The sequence below is a fragment of the Nonomuraea sp. NPDC003214 genome (assembly GCF_053590035.1).
Map to the genome: position 1 here is coordinate 349,992 of NZ_JBSFSX010000003.1, position 19,817 is coordinate 369,808.

17 protein-coding genes are annotated in these 19,817 nt (G+C 72.5%); 7 read left to right on the forward strand and 10 right to left on the reverse strand.

Annotation, left to right across the window (positions count from 1 at the left end; genetic code table 11):
* Position 1: 1 nt before the first annotated feature.
* The 4 genes from ACWDXC_RS10560 to ACWDXC_RS10575 all read right to left on the reverse strand — a co-directional run bounded on the left by ACWDXC_RS10560 (position 2) and on the right by ACWDXC_RS10575 (position 4,097).
* Entirely contained in the window at positions 2 to 778 is a 777-nt protein-coding gene (locus ACWDXC_RS10560; RefSeq protein WP_449980363.1) for a sugar phosphate isomerase/epimerase family protein, read from the reverse strand.
* Between the two features lie 396 nt (positions 779 to 1,174).
* Positions 1,175 to 2,209 carry a LacI family DNA-binding transcriptional regulator gene (locus tag ACWDXC_RS10565; RefSeq protein WP_449980366.1) on the reverse strand — a complete coding sequence of 345 codons (1,035 nt, stop codon included), beginning with the start codon at positions 2,207 to 2,209 and terminating at the stop codon, positions 1,175 to 1,177.
* Between the two features lie 58 nt (positions 2,210 to 2,267).
* Positions 2,268 to 3,371: a hypothetical protein gene (locus tag ACWDXC_RS10570; RefSeq protein WP_449980369.1), complete on the reverse strand. Its 1,104-nt coding sequence runs from the start codon at positions 3,369 to 3,371 to the stop codon at positions 2,268 to 2,270.
* 168 nt (positions 3,372 to 3,539) lie between these two features.
* Positions 3,540 to 4,097 (reverse strand): TetR family transcriptional regulator, encoded by a 558-nt coding sequence (locus ACWDXC_RS10575; protein ID WP_449980371.1) that lies wholly within the window; start codon positions 4,095 to 4,097, stop codon positions 3,540 to 3,542.
* Between the two features lie 83 nt (positions 4,098 to 4,180).
* Here ACWDXC_RS10575 and ACWDXC_RS10580 point away from each other — a divergent pair, with 83 nt between their 5' ends.
* Positions 4,181 to 4,906: an SDR family NAD(P)-dependent oxidoreductase gene (locus tag ACWDXC_RS10580; protein WP_219517994.1), complete on the forward strand. Its 726-nt coding sequence runs from the start codon at positions 4,181 to 4,183 to the stop codon at positions 4,904 to 4,906.
* Here ACWDXC_RS10580 and ACWDXC_RS10585 read toward each other — a convergent pair whose 3' ends face one another.
* Positions 4,907 to 6,349: an LCP family protein gene (locus tag ACWDXC_RS10585; protein ID WP_449980373.1), complete on the reverse strand. Its 1,443-nt coding sequence runs from the start codon at positions 6,347 to 6,349 to the stop codon at positions 4,907 to 4,909.
* A 143-nt stretch (positions 6,350 to 6,492) separates the two neighbouring features.
* On the opposite strand from ACWDXC_RS10585, the gene ACWDXC_RS10590 reads away from it, so the two are divergent.
* The 4 genes from ACWDXC_RS10590 to ACWDXC_RS10605 all read left to right on the forward strand — a co-directional run bounded on the left by ACWDXC_RS10590 (position 6,493) and on the right by ACWDXC_RS10605 (position 11,224).
* The gene (locus tag ACWDXC_RS10590; protein WP_449980376.1) at positions 6,493 to 7,398 is read left to right on the forward strand and encodes a hypothetical protein; all 906 of its coding nucleotides are present in this window, start codon (positions 6,493 to 6,495) and stop codon (positions 7,396 to 7,398) included.
* Between the two features lie 60 nt (positions 7,399 to 7,458).
* The gene (locus ACWDXC_RS10595) at positions 7,459 to 8,622 is read left to right on the forward strand and encodes a thiolase family protein (RefSeq protein WP_219507835.1); all 1,164 of its coding nucleotides are present in this window, start codon (positions 7,459 to 7,461) and stop codon (positions 8,620 to 8,622) included.
* Entirely contained in the window at positions 8,619 to 10,712 is a 2,094-nt protein-coding gene (locus ACWDXC_RS10600; protein WP_449980378.1) for a 3-hydroxyacyl-CoA dehydrogenase NAD-binding domain-containing protein, read from the forward strand. Before ACWDXC_RS10595 ends, ACWDXC_RS10600 begins: the two co-directional genes overlap by 4 nt.
* A gap of 92 nt (positions 10,713 to 10,804) precedes the next feature.
* Positions 10,805 to 11,224: an SSI family serine proteinase inhibitor gene (locus tag ACWDXC_RS10605; RefSeq protein ID WP_449980381.1), complete on the forward strand. Its 420-nt coding sequence runs from the start codon at positions 10,805 to 10,807 to the stop codon at positions 11,222 to 11,224.
* Between the two features lie 37 nt (positions 11,225 to 11,261).
* Here the strand turns inward: ACWDXC_RS10605 and ACWDXC_RS10610 are convergent, their stop codons facing one another.
* A complete protein-coding gene (locus tag ACWDXC_RS10610; protein WP_449980383.1) occupies positions 11,262 to 12,719 on the reverse strand; it encodes an amino acid permease in 1,458 nt (485 codons plus the stop codon).
* Between the two features lie 40 nt (positions 12,720 to 12,759).
* Positions 12,760 to 14,640 (reverse strand): 1-deoxy-D-xylulose-5-phosphate synthase, encoded by a 1,881-nt coding sequence (gene dxs, locus ACWDXC_RS10615; RefSeq protein WP_449981012.1) that lies wholly within the window; start codon positions 14,638 to 14,640, stop codon positions 12,760 to 12,762.
* A gap of 147 nt (positions 14,641 to 14,787) precedes the next feature.
* Between dxs and ACWDXC_RS10620 the strand changes: the two genes are divergently transcribed.
* Positions 14,788 to 15,642 carry a neutral zinc metallopeptidase gene (locus tag ACWDXC_RS10620; protein ID WP_219507801.1) on the forward strand — a complete coding sequence of 285 codons (855 nt, stop codon included), beginning with the start codon at positions 14,788 to 14,790 and terminating at the stop codon, positions 15,640 to 15,642.
* A gap of 142 nt (positions 15,643 to 15,784) precedes the next feature.
* Complete coding sequence (locus ACWDXC_RS10625; protein ID WP_449980386.1) at positions 15,785 to 16,522, forward strand: neutral zinc metallopeptidase; 738 nt, start codon at positions 15,785 to 15,787, stop codon at positions 16,520 to 16,522.
* Here ACWDXC_RS10625 and ACWDXC_RS10630 read toward each other — a convergent pair.
* Genes ACWDXC_RS10630 through ACWDXC_RS10640 form a run of 3 tightly spaced genes read right to left on the reverse strand, consistent with a single transcriptional unit; the run spans position 16,519 to position 19,774 of the window.
* Positions 16,519 to 17,727: an ROK family transcriptional regulator gene (locus tag ACWDXC_RS10630; RefSeq protein ID WP_357591535.1), complete on the reverse strand. Its 1,209-nt coding sequence runs from the start codon at positions 17,725 to 17,727 to the stop codon at positions 16,519 to 16,521. The two genes, ACWDXC_RS10625 and ACWDXC_RS10630, sit on opposite strands and share 4 nt — an antisense overlap.
* 35 nt (positions 17,728 to 17,762) lie before the next feature.
* Positions 17,763 to 19,025: a sugar ABC transporter permease gene (locus ACWDXC_RS10635; protein WP_449980390.1), complete on the reverse strand. Its 1,263-nt coding sequence runs from the start codon at positions 19,023 to 19,025 to the stop codon at positions 17,763 to 17,765.
* Entirely contained in the window at positions 19,022 to 19,774 is a 753-nt protein-coding gene (locus tag ACWDXC_RS10640; protein WP_357591538.1) for an ATP-binding cassette domain-containing protein, read from the reverse strand. The genes ACWDXC_RS10635 and ACWDXC_RS10640 overlap by 4 nt, the downstream gene beginning before the upstream one ends.
* Positions 19,775 to 19,817: the final 43 nt, after the last annotated feature.

Genomic DNA, 19,817 nt, shown 5'->3' on the forward strand with positions numbered 1-19,817 from the left:
TCTAAGCGCCGAAACGCCGCACCCAGGCGGCGGCCCCCGGCAGGATCTCCTCCACCGGGGCCACCTGCGGATACCAGGTCCGCTCCCACTCCAGCGACACCCAGCCGCGATAGCCGTGCGCGCGCAGCAGCCCGCCCGCCTCCTCCAGCGGCACCCCGCCCTCGCCCATCGCCACCGGCGTCGTGTCCGTGGCCGACACCGCATCCTTGACCTGCACGTACTCCAGATACGGCGCCAGCGCCGCCAGCGTCGCCGCCGGCTCCTCCCCGTTGCGCCACGGATGCAGCAGATCCCACAGCGCCGCCGCCTGCGCCACCCCGGCCTCCCTCAGCAGCGCCGCCACGGCCGCCCCGGTCGCCATCTGGTCGTGCGTCTCCACCAGCACCTTCACCCCGAGCGCCGCCGCCTCCCCGGCCACCGCCCGCAGCCGCCGCGCCCCGACCGCCGGATCGTCCCCCCTCGGGAACACCCGCACCCCGCCCGCCCCCAGCTCGGCGGCCAGCCTCAGATCCTTCAGCAGCGCCTCCACCACCGGCCCGTCGTCCCCCGGCTCGCACAGCCGCACGTACCCGGCCAGCGCCGACACCTCCAGCCCGGCCGCCGCCACCCGCCGCCTCACCTCCCGCCGCTCCCCCGTCCCCAGCCCGGCATGCACCCCGGTGTCCTCATGCAGCCGCAGCTCCACCCCCGCACACCCGAACCGCCCCGCCATCGCCAGCGCCTCCCCGAGCCCGGCACCCGGCATCCCCAACGTGCTGACCGCCAACCGCATCGCCATCTCCTCACCCTCACTCACGACCCCGAACCCCATCCTGGCCCGACCATCCCGGACGAACGCCCCTCCTTCGGCGGCCCTCCCGCCCCTCGGGGGCTCTTGCAGGTGGTGAGGGCAGCGCCCCTCTCCCGCACGGGCCACTCCCGTGCACGGGCCACCCCATGGACGGGCCACCCCATGGACGGGCCACCCCGTGGACGGGCCACTCCGGCGGACGGGCCGACCCCTCCCGCTGCGGTCCCACGGCGGGGTTCGCGCCCCCTCGGGCCGCTGGCCCTCCCCAGCGAAAACGCCCCCACCCCCCGGGGACGGGCCGGCCCCCCGGGGGCAGCCCCTGGGAGGGCCTGCGCCTGGAGAGGCGCTCTCTGCGAAGTGGGCGTTCACCTGTACGGGGTTCGGTCAAGGGAGGGGTTTGACGCTTTCGCGGAGGACGACCTCGCCCGGGACGTTCTCCACCACGCGAGAGTCCCCGCCGCTCAGGGCCAGTTCGAGGGCCCGGGCGCCCATGTCCTTGAGCGGCAGCCGTACGGTGGTGAGCGAGGGGACCTGGTCACGCAGGGTGACGATGTCGTCGAACCCCGCCACGGACACGTCGTCGGGGACGCGGATGCCGCGCTCGCGGTAGGCGGCCAGGGCGCCGACGGCCATCACGTCGTTGACGGCGAAGACGCAGGTGGCGTCGCCCGTCTCCTGGGCGGCGGTGTAGCCGCCGTCGCGGTCGAAGGGCCCGTGGACGACGCGCGGCGCCGGGAGGCCGAGGTCGCGGACGGCGGTGACGAATCCGGCGCACCGGTCGGCGGCGGTCAGGAGGTGCGGCGGCCCGGCGAGGACGGCGAAGCGGGTGTGGCCGAGCCCGGCGAGTGAGCGGGCGAGCGCGGCGGCGCCGTCGTGGTTGGCGGGGGCGACGGTGTCGACGCCGAGGAGGTCCTGGCCGACGCAGGCGACGCGGCCGCCGCTCGCCTGGTAGGCGGCGAGTTCGGCGGCGAGGCGGGCGGTCACGCGTTCGTCGGCGACGCGGGAGCCGGCCAGGAGGACGGCACGGACGCGCTGGGCGTGCAGGGTGGCCACGTAGGCGATCTCCTGCTCGGGGTCGCGGTGGGTGGTGCCGACCATGACGAGCAGCCGTTCGCCGGCGGCGGTGCGCATGGCGCCGTCGGCGAGGGCGGCGAAGTAGGGGTCGGTCAGGTCGTGGACGACGATGCCGATGACGTTGCCGGCCCCTCGGGCCAGCGTCTGGGCGGCGATGTTGGCGCGGTAGCCCAGTTCGTCGGCGGCGCGTTCGACGCGTGCCCGCAGTGCCGCGCCGACCTGGCGGGTGCTGCCGTTGAGCACCCGCGAGGCGGTCGCGAGCGAGACGCCCGCCTGCTTGGCGACGTCCTCCAGCGTGACCACGAGACCTCCCGGAAAGCGATTTCCAGTATGCCGGACCGGCATCTGGCTCCGCATCCTCGCACGCCTCGCCGCCGGATGACAGCGTGCGTGCCGGGGCTCGTCAGGCCCAGGGGAACAGGATGTCCAGCAGTCCGCCCTTCTTGCTCTCCGACGGCTGCGGCTGCGGCTGCTCGGTGGGCTCGGGGGGCTGGGTGGTCCGCTGCTCCTCGGGGGTCGGCTCCTTGGTCGGCTTGGGCTTCTTCTCCTCGACCTGGGGCCGGACCTGGTCTTCGCCGGTCTCGTTCATCTCGCGCACCTGGGACTGGGTGGCGCGGGTGGTGGGCCTGGCGGACTGCCGGGCGGTGCGGGTGGGCTGGGCCTCGTTCATCGCCGGGGAGCGGGTGGGGCGGACCCGGGCCGTGGTCGGCTCCTGGGAGGGGGTTACGGTCTGGGAGACGCTGGGTTCGGGTGCGGCCGTATCGGTGGCTTCGCCGATCGGGACGTCCGTAATGGCGTCCTGCGGGGCGGTGGGCGAGCTGAGCTCGCCGACGCTGGCGCACTTGCCGCCCGCGCACGGGTCGTCGGAGGACGTGCCGGTGAGCATCCAGCCGGCCGCCGCGCCGGCCAGGACCACGGCGGCCGCCGCGACCAGCAGCACCCGGGTGCGGCGGCGCACCTCGCGCTCGCCGCCGTCGTGCTCGTCGCCGGAGCCGTCGGTCCAGCCGGAGCCGAGGAAGCCGCGCCTGGGCTCGTCGGCCTCGTCGCCGTAGCCGCGGTCGAGCGGCAGGTACGGGGGCTCGTCGGCGTCGTCGCGGTCCACCGGGCCGCTGTCGGCGTCGCCGGTGTAGTGCGGGCCGCTCGCCGCGTCACCCGTGTAGTGCGGGCCGCTGTCGGCGTCGCCCGTGTAGTGGGGGCCGCTGGGGGCGTCGCCCGTGTAGTGCGGGCCGCTCGCCGCGTCGCCGGTGTAGAGCGCGTCGGCGGCGTACGCGGGGTCGCTGAAGGCGTCGCCCGCGTACGGGGCGGGCGCCGGCTGGTCGCCGCCGATGCGCTCGGAGGCGCCGTCGGCGTGCAGGACGTACGTCTCGCTGCCCGAGACCTGGATGGCCGGCTGCTCGTCGGTGTCCTCGGTGCTCCAGCGGGGGGACAGCACGTCGCCGGTCAGCTCGGGGTTTAACGCTCGCCCCTGCGCGTCCTCATAGGACTTGTCGTTCTCGTCGCGCGCCACGCTGAGCCTCTCTAGTACGAATACGGACCGCGACCTTTCTTAACAGAATCAACCCCAACTTGTCCGGAAATTTCACCTGTTTCGCTAAAACTACGCTGCGTAACTTCCGTCACTCCGGCAACATCACCGGCCACACGCAGTACGGACGCGGAACGGACGCGGAACGGCTCAGAGCCCGGCGGCGAGCACGTCCAGAGCGGCCTTGACCCGCTCGATCGGCACCCCCTGGTCGCGCACCTGCCGGGCCAGCAGCGGCGCGGCGAGCGGCGCCAGCAGCGCGTCGGCCAGGCAGTAGACGTCGGCGTCGGGGCGCAGCCGCGCGATCAGCAGCGCGAGGTGCGCGCGGTAGGCGTCGTACGCGCCCCCGAACCGGGCGTACGGCCCCGCGGTCTCGGCCATCACCAGCAGGTCGAGCTGCTCCACGGTCCGGTCGGCGAGCGCGGCCAGGAAGGCGCGGACCCGCTCGCGCGGTTCGGCGCCCGGCCCGAGCGGCGGGGGCCCGTCGAGGAAGGCCGCCTGGAACTCCCGCTCGCGCTCGTCGATGAGCGCGTACGCCAGCCCGGACCGGTCGCCGAAGCGGCGGTAGAGGGTGCCGACCCCGACCCCGGCGGCGGCGGCGACCTGGGCCATCGACAGCCCGGCGACCCCTTCGGCGGCCACGATGGCGGCCGCGGCGTCGAGGATCCTCTCCCGGTTGCGGGCCGCGTCACGTCTCACGCCCCTCATCTTCCCTCACTTGCCATCCGGAACGCATTCCACTTACTGTTGAAGCGGAACGGATTCCGCTTAACTGAGAAGGAGACGCAGTGATGAGAGTCGCTCTGGTGACCGGTGGCAGCAGAGGCATCGGCGCGGCCATCGCGCGCCGCCTGGCCGCCGACGGGTTCGACGTGGCGATCACGTACGCCTCGGCCGCCGGCAGGGCCGCACAGGTGGTGGCGGACGTGGAGGCGGCCGGGCGGCGCGGCCTGAGCCTGCGGGCCGAGGCGGCGCGCGCCGAGGACCTGGTGGCCGCCGTCGAGGACACGGTGGCCGCGTTCGGCAGGCTGGACGTGGTGGTCAGCAACGCCGGCATCGCCCCGTACGGGCCCCTGGAGGACGTGACGCTCGACGAGGTGGACCGCACGCTGGCCGTGCACGCGCGGGCGGCGTTCGTGCTGGCGCAGGCGGCGGCCAAGCACCTGCCCGAGGGCGGCAGGATCGTCACGATCGGCAGCAGCCTGGCCGAGCGGGTCCCGTACCCGGGCTGGACCCTGTACGCGATGAGCAAGTCGGCACTCAGCGGGCTCACCAAGGGCCTGGCCCGCGACCTCGGCCCGCGCGGCATCACCGCGAACCTCGTGCACCCCGGCTCCACCGACACCGAGATGAACCCGGCCGACGGCCCGGACGCCGACGACGAGCGCTCCTACACGGCGCTGGGCCGCTACTGCGACCCCGGCGACATCGCCGCGACCGTCTCCCACCTGGTGGGCGAGGGCGGGCGGTCGATCACGGGGGCGGCAATCGCGGTGGACGCGGGCGTCACCGCCTGACTAGAGGCACGGGTTCGTGGAGCTGTCGACGACCTTGTCCTTGAGCGAGTCGGGGATCGTCGACACGACCCGGACGCCGGGCCAGTCGGCGCCGATGACGAGCTGGACGGACGGGCCCGGGGGCGGCGTGGCGGCGCTCTTGTACGGCTCCGCGGACACCGGCCTGACCTTGCCCGCCACCGGGGTGCGCTTGTCCTTCGACAGCCGGGCGGCCACCGCCTCGGCGTACGCGGGGCCCTGGGCGGCGTCCTTCTTCGCGTAGCGGATCGTGGTGGTGTCCGCCGGGGCGGCGTTGCCGACATGGGTCACGACGAAGCCCTGCGCGGCCAGCTCCTCGGCCACGACGCCGGCCTTGCCCTGCTCGCCGGTGGCGTTCAGCACCTGGACGCGCACCTGCTCGTTCTTCACCTTCGGGGCGGCGCTGGGGGCGGCCGGGCCCTTGGTCGCCGTCACCTCCACGTCCTCGCGCACCCGCTTGAAGAAGTCCGACGCCGCTGGCTCGCTGAACTGGACCCGGTTCTTGTCCGCCGGGTACGGCTCGGTGGGCACCGTGATGCCCTTGAGCTCCTTGGCCGTCATGCCGCTGACGCTGTTGGCGATCTCCAGCATCCGCTCGGGCGTGAGCTCGCTGTCGACGGTCACCGCCTTGATCCCGGCGCGCAGGAACGCGTCGAGCGCGATCGGGTCGGTGAGCAGGCCGCCGTCGGTGACCTTCTCCATCACCTTGGTGAGGAACACCTGCTGGCGCTGGATGCGGCTCAGGTCGCTGCCGTCGCCGAGCGCGTAACGGGTGCGCACGTAGCCGAGCGCCTGCTCGCCGTTGACGACGTGCTTGCCGGGCCCGAGCACGAACTTGGCCTGCGGGTCGTTGACCGCCTTGGGCAGGCAGATCTCGATGCCCTTGATCGCGTCGATGATGCCCTTGAAGCCGGTGAAGTCGACCTTCACGAAGTGGTTGATGTGGATGTCGGTGAGCGCTTCGAGCGTCTTGATCGTGCAGGCCACGCCGCCGTCGTTGAACGCGGAGTTGATCTGGCCGATCCCCGCCGGGCGGACGCCGCCGCCGCGCAGCTCGCACTCCGGCATCATGACCATCGAGTCACGCGGGAAGCTGATCATGGTGGCCTTGTCCCGGTCGGGCGAGAGGTGCAGCAACATGATCGTGTCGGTGCGCTCGCCCTTGCCCTGCGACAGCGCCCCGTACTTCTTGTTGTCGCCGTCGCGCGAGTCGGAGCCGATGAGCAGCACGTTCAGCGCGCCGGTCTCCCGGGGGCGGTCCGTGCCGAGCTGACCGGTGAGGTCGGACTGCTTCAGCTCGCCGTAGATGCTGCGGTAGTAGCCGTACGCCGACAGCGTGACCACCACCAGCACGCCGGTCAGCACGACGCCCACCCAGCCCGCCGGGGTCAGCCGCCGGGCGGTCCGTGAGTTCGCGTTTCCCACGCTGCGCCCCTCAGAAGATGATCAGATCGGGCAGCATACTGAGAAACGGGCCATCGCCCGAAATGATCGCCGATGAACCAGGGCTCCATGCGAACTCGGTGAATCCGGGACGTCACACACCGTTGTCCCGCATCATGACATCCATGCCCTCGACCAAGATCGCGCCCCCTCCCGGCGCGTCCTCCGTGGCCGCCCTCCGCGCGCGGGCGCTCGCCGCACGGCGGGCCGCCCGCACTGCGCTGACCTCGTCGATCGCGCTGCTGTGCGCCGTCCAGCTCATCGCCGAACGGGCTCCCGCCGGGCAGGACACGCTGCCGCTCGCCGTGCTCGCGCTGGCCGTCAGCCTCGGGGCGCCGCCCGCGCTGGCGCTCACCCAGGCTGTCTGGGGCGCGCGGGCCCGCGCCGTCCGCCGCCGCGAGAGCGAGCTGTACGCCGCCCCGCCCTCTCCCGGGCTCGCCCTCGGCCGCCTCGCGGTGGCGGCCGGCTGGGCGGTGCTCGTCCTGCTCGCCTGCGCGGTGCCCCAGCTCTTCACCGCCGCCGGCCACCCCGCCCCCGCCGGCGCCCTGACCATCCCCCTCACCGCCATCGCCTGCCTCGCAGGTTGGTGGACCACCACCCGGACGCCCGGCCGCGCGGCCTCGTGGGCGCCTCCCCGCAGCGGGCCCGCCCGCGTCGGCGCGGTGCCGCCGTCGGCGTCGGCCGCCCCGAGCGGGCCTGCGGAAACGCGGGCGGAGAGGCCCGGCCGGATGGGCCGGGCCTCTCGGTGGGCGCCTCCCCGCAGCGGGCCCGCCCGCGTCGGCGCGGCGTCGCGTTCGGGGGGAGCGGGGCGGGGGGCGGCGTCCGGGTGGGCGGGGAAGGTGCCGGGGGATCCGTGGGATCCGGGCCGCGGGGCGCGTACGGGAGGGTGGGGGCGGGCGTCGTGGGCCTGTGCCGTCGCGGGGGTCGTGGCCCTGGTCGGCGCCCGCGCGCACCTGTGGGACCCGCACATCGCCGTCGTGTACGCCCTGCTGGCCGCGACGCTCGTCTGCGGAGTAGTTACTGGCGAGTAGCATGGGCGAGGAAGCTGTCCAGCAACGAGGAGCGAATCCGTGCCTTCCTCTCGTGACGTCGTGTTCGTCGACGGCGTGCGCACGCCTTTCGGCAGGTCGGGGCCGAAGGGGCTGTACGCGGAGACCCGCGCCGACGACCTGGTCGTCCGCGTCATCCGCGAGCTCATCCGGCGCAACCCCGGCCTGCCGCCCGAGCGGGTCGACGAGGTCGCGATCGCCGCGACCACCCAGATCGGCGACCAGGGCCTGACCATCGGCCGTTCGGCCGCGGTGCTGGCGGGCCTGCCCAAGTCGGTGCCCGGTTACGCGATCGACCGCATGTGCGCGGGCGCGATGACCGCGGTCACCACGGTGGCGGGCGGCATCGCGTTCGGCGCCTACGACGTGGCCATCGCGGGCGGCGTCGAGCACATGGGCCGTCACCCGATGGGCGAGGGCGTCGACCCGAACCCGAGGTTCCTGTCGGAGAAGCTGGTCGACCCGAGCGCCCTGGTCATGGGCATGACGGCGGAGAACCTGCACGACCGCTACCCGTCGATCACCAAGGACCGCGCCGACGCCTACGCGGTGCTGTCGCAGGAGAAGGTCGCCAAGGCGTACGCCGACGGCAAGATCCAGCCCGACCTGGTGCCGACGGCGATCCGCACGGCCGAGAAGGGCTGGGGCCTGGCGGTCCAGGACGAGGCGCCCAGGCCGGGCACCACGGCGGAGGCGCTGGCCGGGCTGAAGACGCCGTTCCGGCCGCACGGCAACGTGACGGCGGGCAACTCGTCGGGCATCAACGACGGCGCCACCGGCTGCGTGGTCGCCGCCGCCGACGTGGCCGCGGAGCTGGGTCTGAGCGCGAAGATGCGGCTGGTGTCGTACGCGTTCGCGGGCGTGGACCCGGAGGTGATGGGCGTCGGCCCGATCCCGTCGACCGAGCGGGCCCTCCGCCTGGCAGGTCTGGATATTTCGGATATCGGGCTGTTCGAGATCAACGAGGCGTTCGCCGTCCAGGTCCTCGCGTTCCTGGAGCACTTCGGCATCGCCGACGACGACCCCCGCGTCAACCCCTACGGCGGCGCGATCGCCTTCGGCCACCCGCTGGCCTCCTCGGGCGTGCGGCTGATGACGCAGCTCGCCCGCCAGTTCGGCGAGCGCCCCGACGTGCGCTACGGCATCACCACCATGTGCGTCGGCATGGGCATGGGCGGCACCGTGATCTGGGAGAACCTGGCATGAGCGACATCGAGACCTGGCGCGCGCTGCTGAGCGACCGCAACGCCGACGAGGTGGTGACCAAGGCCCTCGTCCGCGACGTCGAGCTGCCCGGCGGCGCGGGCACGATGGCCCTCATCACGCTCGACAACGGCTTCGACCACACCAAGCCCAACACGTTCGGCCCGCACGGCCTGTTCGCGCTCAACGGCGCGCTGTCGGAGATCGCCGCCCGCACCGACCTGGTCGCGGTGGGCGTGACCGGCAAGCCGTTCATCTTCGGCGTCGGCGCCGACCTCAAGGGCGCGGCCCAGGTGACCTCCCGCGAGGAGGCGCTGGCCATCGGCGCGCTGGGCCACCACGTGTTCCGGCGGCTGGGCGAGCTGGGCATCCCGTCGTTCGCGTTCGTCAACGGCGCGGCCATGGGCGGCGGCCTGGAGATCGCGCTGCACTGCACCTACCGGACGATCTCCTCCGGCGTCCCGGCGGTCGCGCTGCCCGAGTGCTTCCTCGGCCTCGTGCCGGGCTGGGGCGGCACGCAGCTGCTCCCCCGCCTGGTCGGCCCGGCCAACGCGATCAAGCTGATCATCGAGAACCCGATGAGCCAGAACCGCATGGTCAAGGGCGCGCAGGCGTACGAGCTCGGCGTGGCCGACGCCCTGTTCGAGCCCGCCGACTTCCTGGAGGAGTCGCTGCGCTGGGCCGCCCGCGTGCTCCAGGGCGCCGAGCAGGTGTCGCGCCCCGACCACACGGCGGGCGACTGGGACAAGACGGTCGCCGACGCCCGCTTCCTGGTCGACCTGAAGCTGCACGGCGCCTCCCCGGCCCCCTACCGGGCGCTCGACCTCATCGCGCTGGCCCGTACGGCCTCCCGCGACGAGGGCTTCGCGGCTGAGGACGAGGCGCTGGCCGACCTGCTGATGAGCGACGAGCTGCGGGCCGGCCTGTACGCCTTCGACCTGGTGCAGCGGCGGGCCAAGCGCCCGGCCGGCGCGCCCGACAAGGCGCTGGCGCGCAAGGTCACCAAGGTCGGCGTCGTCGGCGCCGGCCTGATGGCCTCGCAGATGGCGCTGCTGTTCGCCCGCCGCCTGGAGGTCCCGGTCGTGCTGACCGACCTCGACCAGGCGCGCCTGGACAAGGGCGTCGGGTACGTGCACGCCGAGGTGGACAAGCTGCTGGCCAAGGGCCGGATCTCCGGCGACCAGGCCAACCGGCTCAAGGCGCTGGTGACCGGGTCGCTGACCAAGGACGCCTTCGCCGACGCCGACTTCGTCATCGAGGCGGTCTTCGAGGACCTGGCGGTCAAGAAGCAGGTGTTCGCCGAGGTGGAGGCCGTGGTCTCGGCCGAGTGCGTGCTCGCCACCAACACCTCGTCGCTGTCGCTGACCGAGATGGGCGCGGACCTGAAGCACCCCGAGCGGCTGGTCGGCTTCCACTTCTTCAACCCGGTCGCGGTCATGCCGCTGCTGGAGATCATCCGGGGCGCGGCGACGGACGACGCCACGCTGGCCACCGCGTTCGCCGTCGGCAAGTCGCTGAAGAAGTCGTCGGTCCTGGTCAAGGACGCCCCGGCGTTCGTGGTCAACCGGCTGCTCACCCGGTTCATGGGCGAGGTCATCACCGCCGTCGACGAGGGCACGCCGCTGGAGACGGCCGAGCACGCGCTGGACGGCCTCGGGCTGCCGATGACGCCGTTCGCGCTGCTGCAGCTCGTCGGCCCGGCCGTCGGCATGCACGTGGCCGGGACGCTGCACGAGGCGTTCCCGGACCGGTTCGGCGTCTCGGCCAACCTGGCCAAGCTCGTCGCCTCCGGCAAGCCCGGCGTGTACGGGGCGGACTTCTCGCTCGACCCCGAGGCGGTGGCGTTCTTCGCGGGCGGCGACCGCCCCTCCACGGCCGAGCAGGTGCGCGAGCGGGTGCTCGGCGCGCTGGCCGAGGAGATCCGGCTCATGCTGGAGGAGGGCGTGGTGGCCGCGCCCCAGGACATCGACCTGTGCATGATCCTGGGCGCGGGCTGGCCGTTCCACCTGGGCGGCATCACCCCGTACCTGGACCGCAGCGGTCACTCGCAGTCACGCTTCCTGCCGCCGGGGGTGGCCTCTCTCCCGGCTTGACCTGGTCTTTGAGGAGGTCCGCCCGGCGGGCCTCCTCAACGGCCGTCACTGTCCGTCGTAGCGTGTGGTCCCTCGCTACGAAGGGAGACACCATGTTGAAGGCGGTCGGCGCGCTGGCGCTGAGCGGAGCCTTCCTGTTCGCCGCGGCGGCTCCGGCGCTCGCGGATCCGGCCCAGCGATCGGACCAGCGCTCGGACCAGCGGCCGGAGCAGCGGTCGGCGCTGCGCGTCCTGGTCGCGGAGAAGGGCGGCGAGACCAAGGCCGTCACGCTGACCTGCGACCGTGACGGCGGCACCCACCCGTCGCCGCGCGCGGCCTGCCGGCTGCTGCGCAAGGCGGGCGGCGACCCGGCCAGGCTGGCGGCCTCGCCCGGCCAGGTCTGCACCAAGGAGCTGCGCCCGCACGCGGTCGTCGTGGCCGGCATGTGGCGGGGCAAGCCCGTCGTCTTCGGCCGCGTCTACAGCAACGCGTGCCTGATGCGCGCGGCGGGCGGGGCGGTCTTCACGCTCTGACCGCCCCTTCCGGGGGTGGCCGCCCGCCCCCGGACCGTCAGAGGCCCTGCCGGGCCCTGCTGTGGCGCCTGCCGTACAGGAAGTAGAGCACCGCGCCGATGACCATCCAGATGACGAACCGCAGCCACGTCTCGACGGGCAGGTTGAGCATCAGGTAGAGGCAGGCGAGCACGGCCAGGATCGGCAGCACCGGCACGCCCGGCGCGCGGAAGGCGCGTTCGAGCTCCGGCCGGGTGCGGCGCAGGATGATCACGCCGGCGGAGACGACGACGAACGCGAACAGCGTGCCGATGTTGACCAGCTCGGCCAGCGCGCCCAGCGAGATGAACCCGGCCAGCACCGCCGCCACCGCGCCCACGATCGCCGTCAGCAGCGCGGGCGTGCCGGTCCTGGGGTTGACCTTGGCCAGCGGGCGGGGCAGCAGCCCGTCGCGGCACATCGCGAACAGCACCCGGGTCTGGCCGAGCATGAGGATCATCACCACGGTGGTCAGGCCGGCGATCGCGCCGATGCTGATGAGCGTGGCCGCCCACGACTGGCCGACGGCGGTGAAGGCGTCGGCCAGGGGCGCGCTGCTGCTCAGCTCGGTGTAGTGCTGCATGCCCACCACGACGAGCGAGACCGCGACGTACAGAATCGTGCAGATGGCCAGTGAGCCGATGATGCCGCGCGGCACGTCGCGCTGCGGCTCGATGGTCTCCTCGGCGGCGGTGGCGACGATGTCGAAGCCGATGAAGGCGAAGAACACGATCGCGGCGGCGGAGAAGACGCCGAGCACGCCGAAGGCGACGGGCGTGATGCCGAACAGCACCTGGATCAGCGGCGCCTGGACGCCCTCGACGGTCGGGGTGGCCTCGGGCGCGGGGATGAACGGCGTGTAGTTGGCCGCCTTGACGAAGAACAGCCCGGCCACGATCACCAGCAGGATGACGGCGACCTTGATGACCACGATGGCGAGGTTGACCCGGGAGGACAGCTTGATCCCGGCGATCAGGACGCCGGTGAGGATCAGCACGATGATCATCGCGGGCAGGTTGACCACCGGCTCGTCCCCGGCGATCGAGGCGGGCAGCTGGATCCCGATCGAGGACATCAGCGAGGCGAAGTAGCCTGACCAGCCGACGGCGACCACGGCCGCGGCCAGGGCCATCTCCAGCAGCAGGTCCCAGCCGATGATCCAGGCGGGGAACTCACCCAGCGTGGCGAAGGCGAAGGTGTAGGCGGAGCCTGCCACCGGGATCGTGGAGGCGAACTCGGCGTAGCACAGCGCCGCCAGGCCGCAGACGACCGCGGCGACCACGAACGAGATCGCCACGGCCGGACCGGCCATCTCCTTGGCCACCTGGCCGGTCAGCACGAAGATGCCGGTGCCCACGATCACGCCGATGCCGAAGACGGTCAGGTCCACGGCGTTCAGGCGCTTGCGGAGCTGGTGCTCGGGGGCTTCGGTGTCGCGGATCGACTGCTCGACACTCTTGGTGCGAAAGATATCCACGGTGAGCGACCTTCCCCCACCGCGGATGATCAACCGCCTGCTACGAAGGGCTTACCACGGGGGAACCGCGCCGGGCGACGGCCTCGGTGATCTGCCGGGCCAGGTCCTGCCCGGTGAGCCCGATCCGGCCGAGGATGGCGGCCCGCTTGGCGTGGTCGAGGAACTCCTGCGGGATGCCGTAGGAGCGCACCGGCACGTCCACGTCGGCGTCGCGCAGCAGGCGCGAGACGGCGTCGCCGACGGCGCCCACGCGGCCGTTGTCCTCGACGACGGCGACGAGCTTGTGCGCCTTCGCCGCGCCGACGAGGGCCTCGTCGAGCGGCTTGACCCAGCGCGGGTCGACCACGGTCGAGGAGATGCCCTGCGCGTCGAGCAGGACCGCCGCCTCCATGCACGCCTGCGTCATCGGGCCGACGCCGACCAGGAGCACATCGGGCTCGCCGGAGGCGGGCTCGCGCAGCACGTCCATCGTGCCGAGGCTGCCGACGGGCTCGACGGCCTCGGCTACCGGGCCCTTGGGGAAGCGCAGCGCGGTGGGCCCGTCGGAGACGGCCACCGCCTCGCGCAGCAGCTCGGTGAGCCGCGTGCCGTCGCGCGGCACGGCGACGCGCAGGCCGGGCACCACCTGGAGGATCGACAGGTCCCACATGCCGTTGTGGCTGGCGCCGTCGTCGCCGGTGACGCCCGCCCGGTCGAGCACCACGGTGACCGGCAGCCGGTGCAGCGCCACGTCCATCAGGAGCTGGTCGAAGGCGCGGTTGAGGAAGGTGGCGTAGACGGCGACCACCGGGTGCATGCCGCCGAGGGCCAGGCCGGCGGCGCTGGTGAGGGCGTGCTGCTCGGCGATGCCGACGTCGTAGATGCGCTCGGGGAACGCCTCGGCGAAGGCGGCCAGGCCGGTCGGGTGGAGCATCGCCGCGGTGATCGCCACCAGGTCGTCGCGCTCGTGGCCGAGCCGGACCAGCTCCTCGCTGAAGACGTTGGTCCAGATGCGGCCCTTGGGCTTCTCGGCGCCGGTGGCGCGGTCGAAGGCGCCGGGCGAGTGGAACTGGTCCTCGTCGTGGTTCTCGGCGGGGCTGTAGCCGCGGCCCTTCTGGGTGAGGGCGTGCACGATGACCGGGCCGCGGAAGCCGCGGGCCTTGCGCAGCGCCGCCTCCATGGCCTGCTCGTCGTGGCCGTCGATGGGGCCGACGTATTTCAGGCCGAGGTCCTCGAACATGGCCTGCGGGGCGATGACGTCCTTGACGCCCTTCTTGATGCCGTGCAGGGCGTCGTAGAGCACGGGAACGTTCCCGATCTTGCCCTTGACGTACTCCAGCATGTCCTCGTAGCGGCGGTTGACGCGCAGCGACGACAGGTGGGAGGCGAGCCCGCCGATGGTCGGCGAGTAGGAGCGGCCGTTGTCGTTGACGACGATGACGATCGGCAGGTCCTTGGCCCCGGCGATGTTGTTGAGCGCCTCCCAGGCCATGCCGCCGGTCAGGGCGCCGTCGCCGATCACCGCGACGACCGTGCGGTCGTGCTCGCCGCGCAGCTTGAACGCCTTGGCCAGGCCGTCGGCGTAGGACAGCGCGGTCGAGGCGTGGGAGTTCTCGACGAAGTCGTGCTCGGACTCGGCCCGGCTCGGGTAGCCCGACAGGCCGCCCTCCTGCTTGAGCGCGTCGAACCCGGCGGCCCTGCCGGTCAGCAGCTTGTGCACGTAGCCCTGGTGCCCGGTGTCCCACACGACCGGGTCGCGGGGGGAGTCGAAGACGCGGTGGATGGCGATGGTCAGCTCCACCACCCCCAGGTTGGGCCCCAGGTGCCCGCCGAACTTCGCGCACGAGTCGACGAGCAGGTCCCGCACCTCACCCGCCAGCCGCGGCAGCTCCTCGGCAGCGAGCCTCTTGACGTCGTGCGGTCCCTTGACTGAGTCCAGCAACCCGCTCACGGATCAGACTCCCCTCTGGTCTTGTACGCCGACGCAAGGAGTCTAGTTCGCGGACGACACGCTGACCTCATCGAGTCAAATGCGCCCACATTTGTCAGAACTTGACCTAGTCTTTCCCTCACTATGAACACTCTCCCCATGAAGAAACTGTCGTCACTGCTGGCTGCCGGGGTGATCGTCTCCCTGGCGGGCGCGGGGACGGCGGTCGCCGAGGCGAACACTGCCAAGGCAGCAGCACAGAACGTCGCACAGGTCACGCAGGCTCAGCAGCAGCAGACGACGACCGCCGTCCCCCGGGGCAAGGCGGCCGCCACGCACAACCCGCTGTACAAGACGGGCCGGCTGGCCTCGTCCAACTGCCGTCCCGGCAGCCTGCCCCGGGGCAGCACGGCGGCCTACAAGCGCTTCCTCAGCCGGGTCACCAACTGCCTGAACAAGTCGTGGGCCTCGCAGTTCCGCAAGGCCCGCCTGTCGTTCAGCAAGCCGCGGCTGCGCATCACCACCCGTAAGCTCAGCAGCCCCTGCGGGCGCTGGGTCGGCGGCGCGGACGGCTACTACTGCTCGTCCAACCGCACGATGTACATGCTCATCACCAAGACCCAGCTGCGCAACCCCGACCCGATCGGCATCGCCCGCCTGATGGCGCACGAGTACGGCCACCACGTGCAGGCGATCTCCGGGATCTGGAACTACTACGGCCCGGCCTACAACCGCGCCAGCGGCTCCGCCAGGCTCCAGCTCTCGCGCCGCTCGGAGCTGCAGGCCGAGTGCTTCTCCTCGGTCTTCATGCGCTCGGTGCGCGACACCCTGCCCGTCGACTCCGGTCGCTGGGCGCAGATCGTGGACTGGTTCCACGACCACGGCCACGAGGGCTGGGCGCAGAACGACCACGGCAAGGGCCCGTCGCAGGCGTTCTGGATGAAGCGCGGCTTCAGCTCCGCCTCCCCGGGCTCCTGCAACACCTGGCGGGTCTCGTCCCGCTACGTCGCCTGATCCTGCCCGTCCGTGCGGCCGCGCTGCTGCGGTGCGGCCGCACCTTCTGGCGACAAATGCCACATACAACCCTCCAAAAACACCATGAACTGGTCTAGTATCCGCGATCGTGCGTACTCCCCTTATCGCAGCGTCTGTCTGCATGATCGCGGGTCTGGCCCTATCTGGTACGGCTAGCGCCGAGACGAAGTCCGCGAGCTCGGGGCTGCCGGCCGTACTGACCAAGAACAAGATCTACCGGTCGGGCACCCCCTCCACCCTGACCTGCGCGATCCCCGAGATCCGCGAGGGCAGCACCTCCTCCGTCAAGACCTTCCACCGGGCCATGGCCAGGTGCGCCAACCGCTTCTGGGCCACCCGCTTCAAGGCCGCCGGGATGCGCTACTCGCCGCCGAAGGTGTCCATCACCTCCGGCAGCCGCTCGGTGTGCGGCACGATCACCACGAACGGCGCCCAGTACTGCCCGGCCCAGCGCACGATCGCGATCCGGATCCAGAAGCGCGACCTGCGCGACCCGTTCAAGATGAACATCGCGCACTCCGTCGCCCACGAGTGGGGCCACCACGTGCAGGAGCTCACCGGCATCCTGGACGCGCAGAACCGGCTCTACTGGCGGGCCGGCGCCAAGGCCCGCACGACGCTCAGCCACCGCCTGGAGATGCAGGCCGAGTGCTTCGCCGGCGTCTTCTACAGCGCCACGATCGACTCGGTCGACCCGGGCATCACCTGGGGCCAGTGGGTCGACGCCATCCGGCAGGCCGACGAGAGCAAGGTCCACGGCAAGCCGCGCAACCTCGCCTACTGGCAGAACCGCGGCTACAGCGGCGGCTCGGCCCGCTACTGCAACACCTGGACGGCGCCGAACTCCCGCGTCGCCTAACTTCCGGCCCTGGCCAGCACCTCGAGAGGGTCGGCGAGCACGTGGGCGAAGGCCAGCTCGGCCGCGCCCACGAGCGTCGCGTCGTCGGCCAGGGACGAGGTCCGCAGCCGCAGCCGCTCGCGCTGCGGCGCCATCGCGTGCAGGGTCAGCCGGCTGCGCACCTGGGCCGCCGAGCCGAGGTAGACCTCGCGCAGCATCCCGCCGAAGATCACCATTTCCGGGTTGAAGATGTTGACCAGGTTGGCGATGCCCAGGCCGAGCCAGTCGCCGACCCGCTTGAGCGCCTCCTGCGCCACGATGTCGCCCCGGTCGGCCGCCTCGACCACCGCCCGGACCGCGTCGCGGCCGTGCTGGCCGGAGCGGAACCGGCCGGCCGCCTCCAGCAGCGCCCGCTCCCCCACCTCGGCCTCCAGGCAGCCGTACGAGCCGCAGCCGCAGGCCCGGCCGCCCGGGTTGACCACGATGTGGCCGACCTCGCCGCCGTAGCCGTCGTGGCCGCCGAGCAGGTGGCCGCCGGTGATGATGCCGCCGCCGATGCCGACGTCGCCGTGCAGGTAGATCAGGTCCTTGACGGCGGCGCCCACCCCGCGGCTGTGCTCGGCCAGCGCCGCCAGGTTGGCGTCGTTGCCCACGCTCACGGGCAGGCCAAGGCCGAGCCTGCGGCCCAGCTCCTCGCCGAACGGCACCGCCTCCTCGACCCCCAGGTTGGGGCCGAAGGCGACCACGCCGTCGGCCTTGCGCACCCCGCCCGGCACCGCGGCGGCGGCGCCCACGCAGACCGTGTCGTCGCGGGTGCGGCGGCGCATCTGGCGGGCGAACCCGGCCAGCACCCCCGCCAGCTCGCCCAGCGCCGGCGACCCGCGCTCGCGCGCCACCTCCCGGCGGTCCAGGATGAGCCCGCCGAGGCCGACCCGCGCCACCGCGAGCCGGTCGGGGCTCACGTCGAAGGCGAACACGTACACCCGCGACGACTCCGGGCGCACCACCAGCGACGGGCGGCCGGCGCGGCCCGTCTCGCGCGGCAGCTCCTCGCGCACCAGCCCGGCGGCCGTCAGGTCGGAGGTGAGCGCCATGATCGTGCTGCGGTTGAGCCCCATCCGCGAGGTCAGCTCGGCCCGCGAGATCGGCCCGCCCAGGTGGACATGGCGAAGCAGCGCGCCGAGGTTGTGGCGCCTGATGTCCTCCTGCGAGGGGCCGGCACGCATCGTCTGAGGTTCCTTCAACGGGTGGAAGTCGCTGATCACCTTAGACCAGCGGAGGCCGCCCGTTTGCGCGCCAGCGCGTCCACGCCCGCGGCCAGCAGCAGGACGCATCCGGTCACCAGATACTTCACGCTGGAGCCGTAACCCATCAGGGCCATGCCGTTCTCGATCACCGCGACGACCGCGCCGCCGAGGATCGCGTCGACCACCCGGCCCTTGCCGCCGAACAGGCTCGTGCCGCCGATCACCGCCGCGCCGACCGCGTACAGCAGCACCGAGCTGCCGCCCGTGTTGGGGTCGACGGAGCTGGCCCGGGAGGCGGCGATGACGCCGCCGACCGCCGCCATGGCCGAGCAGATCACGAACGCGCTGACCTTGATCCGGTCCACCGCGATGCCGGCCCTGCGGGCCGCCTCCGCGTTGCCGCCGACCGCGTAGATGTGCCGCCCGAACGCGGTTCGGCGCAGCACGAACGTCCACAGCACCAGGAGCGCCAGGATCACCGGGACGACGATCGGCACGCCGGTGAGCGAGGTGATCAGCGGGTTGCGGCTGCGCTCCAGGTTGAGCACGTACACCGCCAGGCCCGCGATGACCGCCAGCGAGCCGACCCGGACCGCGATCAGCGACAGCGGGTCGGCAACCAGCCCGCGCCCGGCCCGCCGCCTGGCCCGGACGAGCTGGACGGCCGCGTAGACCGCCACGCACGCCGCGTACAGCCCCCAGCCGAGCCACGGCGGGAGGTTGCGGCCGGCGATCGCGACGATCACCTCGTCCCTGATCGAGATGTTCTTGCCCTCGTCGACCAGCACCAGCACCAGGCCCTGGAAGGCGAGGAAGGCGGCCAGCGTGACCACGAACGACGGGATGCCGACCTTGGCCACCAGCGAGCCGAGCACGACGCCGATGACCGCCCCGGTGGCGACGGCGGCCAGCACGCACACGTACCACGGCAGGCCGAGCGAGGTAAGCGTCACCGCGAGCACCGCCGCGCAGACGCCGCTGGCGAACCCGGCCGACAGGTCGATCTCGCCCAGCAGCAGCACGAACACCAGGCCCATCGCGATCACCGTGACCGCGGCGCCCTGCGTGAACAGGTTGGCGAAGTTGATCGGGCTGAGGAAGGACGGGCGGGCGATCGCGAAGACCGTGCAGAGCACGACCAGGCCGAGCACGGCCGGCAGCGCGCCCATGTCGCCGCCGCGCACGCGCTCGGCGTAGGCGCGCACGCTGTGCCCGATCGACGGGGCCTGCACCGCGGTGGCGATGGCCTCGCCGGGCAGTTCCTTGACCTTGTTCATGACACGATCCCCAGGTCTCCGCTGCGGCCGGACGTGATCAGTTCGACGACCTGCGCGTGCGTCACGTCGGCGGTCCTGACCTGCGCGGCCATCCTGCCGAGGTAGAGCGCCGCGATCTGGTCGGAGACGGCGAACACGTCGTTCATGTTGTGCGAGATGAGCACGACGGCCAGGCCCTTGTCGGCGAGCCTGCGCACCAGTTCGAGCACCTGGGCGGTCTGGGCGACGCCGAGCGCGGCGGTCGGCTCGTCGAGGATGACGACCTTGCTGTTCCACAGCACGGCCTTGGCGATGGCGACCGTCTGCCGCTGGCCGCCGGACAGGCTGGAGACCTGCTGGCGGATCGACTTGACGGTGCGCACGGACAGGCTGCTCAGCGTCTGCTCGGCCAGCTCCTCCATCGACGCCTCGTCGAGCACGAGGCCCCGGCGGCGCTCGCGGCCCAGGAACATGTTCTGGACGATGTCGAGGTTGTCGCAGAGCGCCAGGTCCTGGTAGACGATCTCGATGCCGAGCTCGCCCGCGTCGCGCGGGCCGTGCACCTGGACCGGGCGGCCGTCGAAGACGATCTCGCCCGAGTCGATCGGATAGATGCCGCCGACGCACTTGACGAGCGTCGACTTGCCGGCGCCGTTGTCGCCGACCAGCGCGGTGACCTCGCCCGCATGGGCGGAGAACGCGACGTCGTGCAGGACCTGCACGGGCCCGAAACTCTTGTCGATCCCGCGCACTTCGAGCAGGGGGGTCATGTGGCTCCCTCGGGTCGGGCCCGGCCCGCGCGGCGGGCGCGGG

What these genes read in the sequence shown, in the direction of transcription:
- ACWDXC_RS10635 (WP_449980390.1), bottom strand. Translation starts at nt 19,025, where the DNA reads ATGAACAAGGTCAAGGAACTGCCCGGCGAGGCCATCGCCACCGCGGTG.
- ACWDXC_RS10620 (WP_219507801.1), top strand. Translation starts at nt 14,788, where the DNA reads ATGAAGAAACTGTCGTCACTGCTGGCTGCCGGGGTGATCGTCTCCCTG.
- ACWDXC_RS10590 (WP_449980376.1), top strand. Translation starts at nt 6,493, where the DNA reads ATGCCCTCGACCAAGATCGCGCCCCCTCCCGGCGCGTCCTCCGTGGCC.
- ACWDXC_RS10600 (WP_449980378.1), top strand. Translation starts at nt 8,619, where the DNA reads ATGAGCGACATCGAGACCTGGCGCGCGCTGCTGAGCGACCGCAACGCC.
- ACWDXC_RS10625 (WP_449980386.1), top strand. Translation starts at nt 15,785, where the DNA reads ATGATCGCGGGTCTGGCCCTATCTGGTACGGCTAGCGCCGAGACGAAG.
- ACWDXC_RS10640 (WP_357591538.1), bottom strand. Translation starts at nt 19,774, where the DNA reads ATGACCCCCCTGCTCGAAGTGCGCGGGATCGACAAGAGTTTCGGGCCC.
- ACWDXC_RS10580 (WP_219517994.1), top strand. Translation starts at nt 4,181, where the DNA reads ATGAGAGTCGCTCTGGTGACCGGTGGCAGCAGAGGCATCGGCGCGGCC.
- ACWDXC_RS10630 (WP_357591535.1), bottom strand. Translation starts at nt 17,727, where the DNA reads ATGCGTGCCGGCCCCTCGCAGGAGGACATCAGGCGCCACAACCTCGGC.
- ACWDXC_RS10605 (WP_449980381.1), top strand. Translation starts at nt 10,805, where the DNA reads ATGTTGAAGGCGGTCGGCGCGCTGGCGCTGAGCGGAGCCTTCCTGTTC.
- ACWDXC_RS10565 (WP_449980366.1), bottom strand. Translation starts at nt 2,209, where the DNA reads ATGCCGGTCCGGCATACTGGAAATCGCTTTCCGGGAGGTCTCGTGGTC.
- ACWDXC_RS10575 (WP_449980371.1), bottom strand. Translation starts at nt 4,097, where the DNA reads ATGAGGGGCGTGAGACGTGACGCGGCCCGCAACCGGGAGAGGATCCTC.
- ACWDXC_RS10560 (WP_449980363.1), bottom strand. Translation starts at nt 778, where the DNA reads ATGGCGATGCGGTTGGCGGTCAGCACGTTGGGGATGCCGGGTGCCGGG.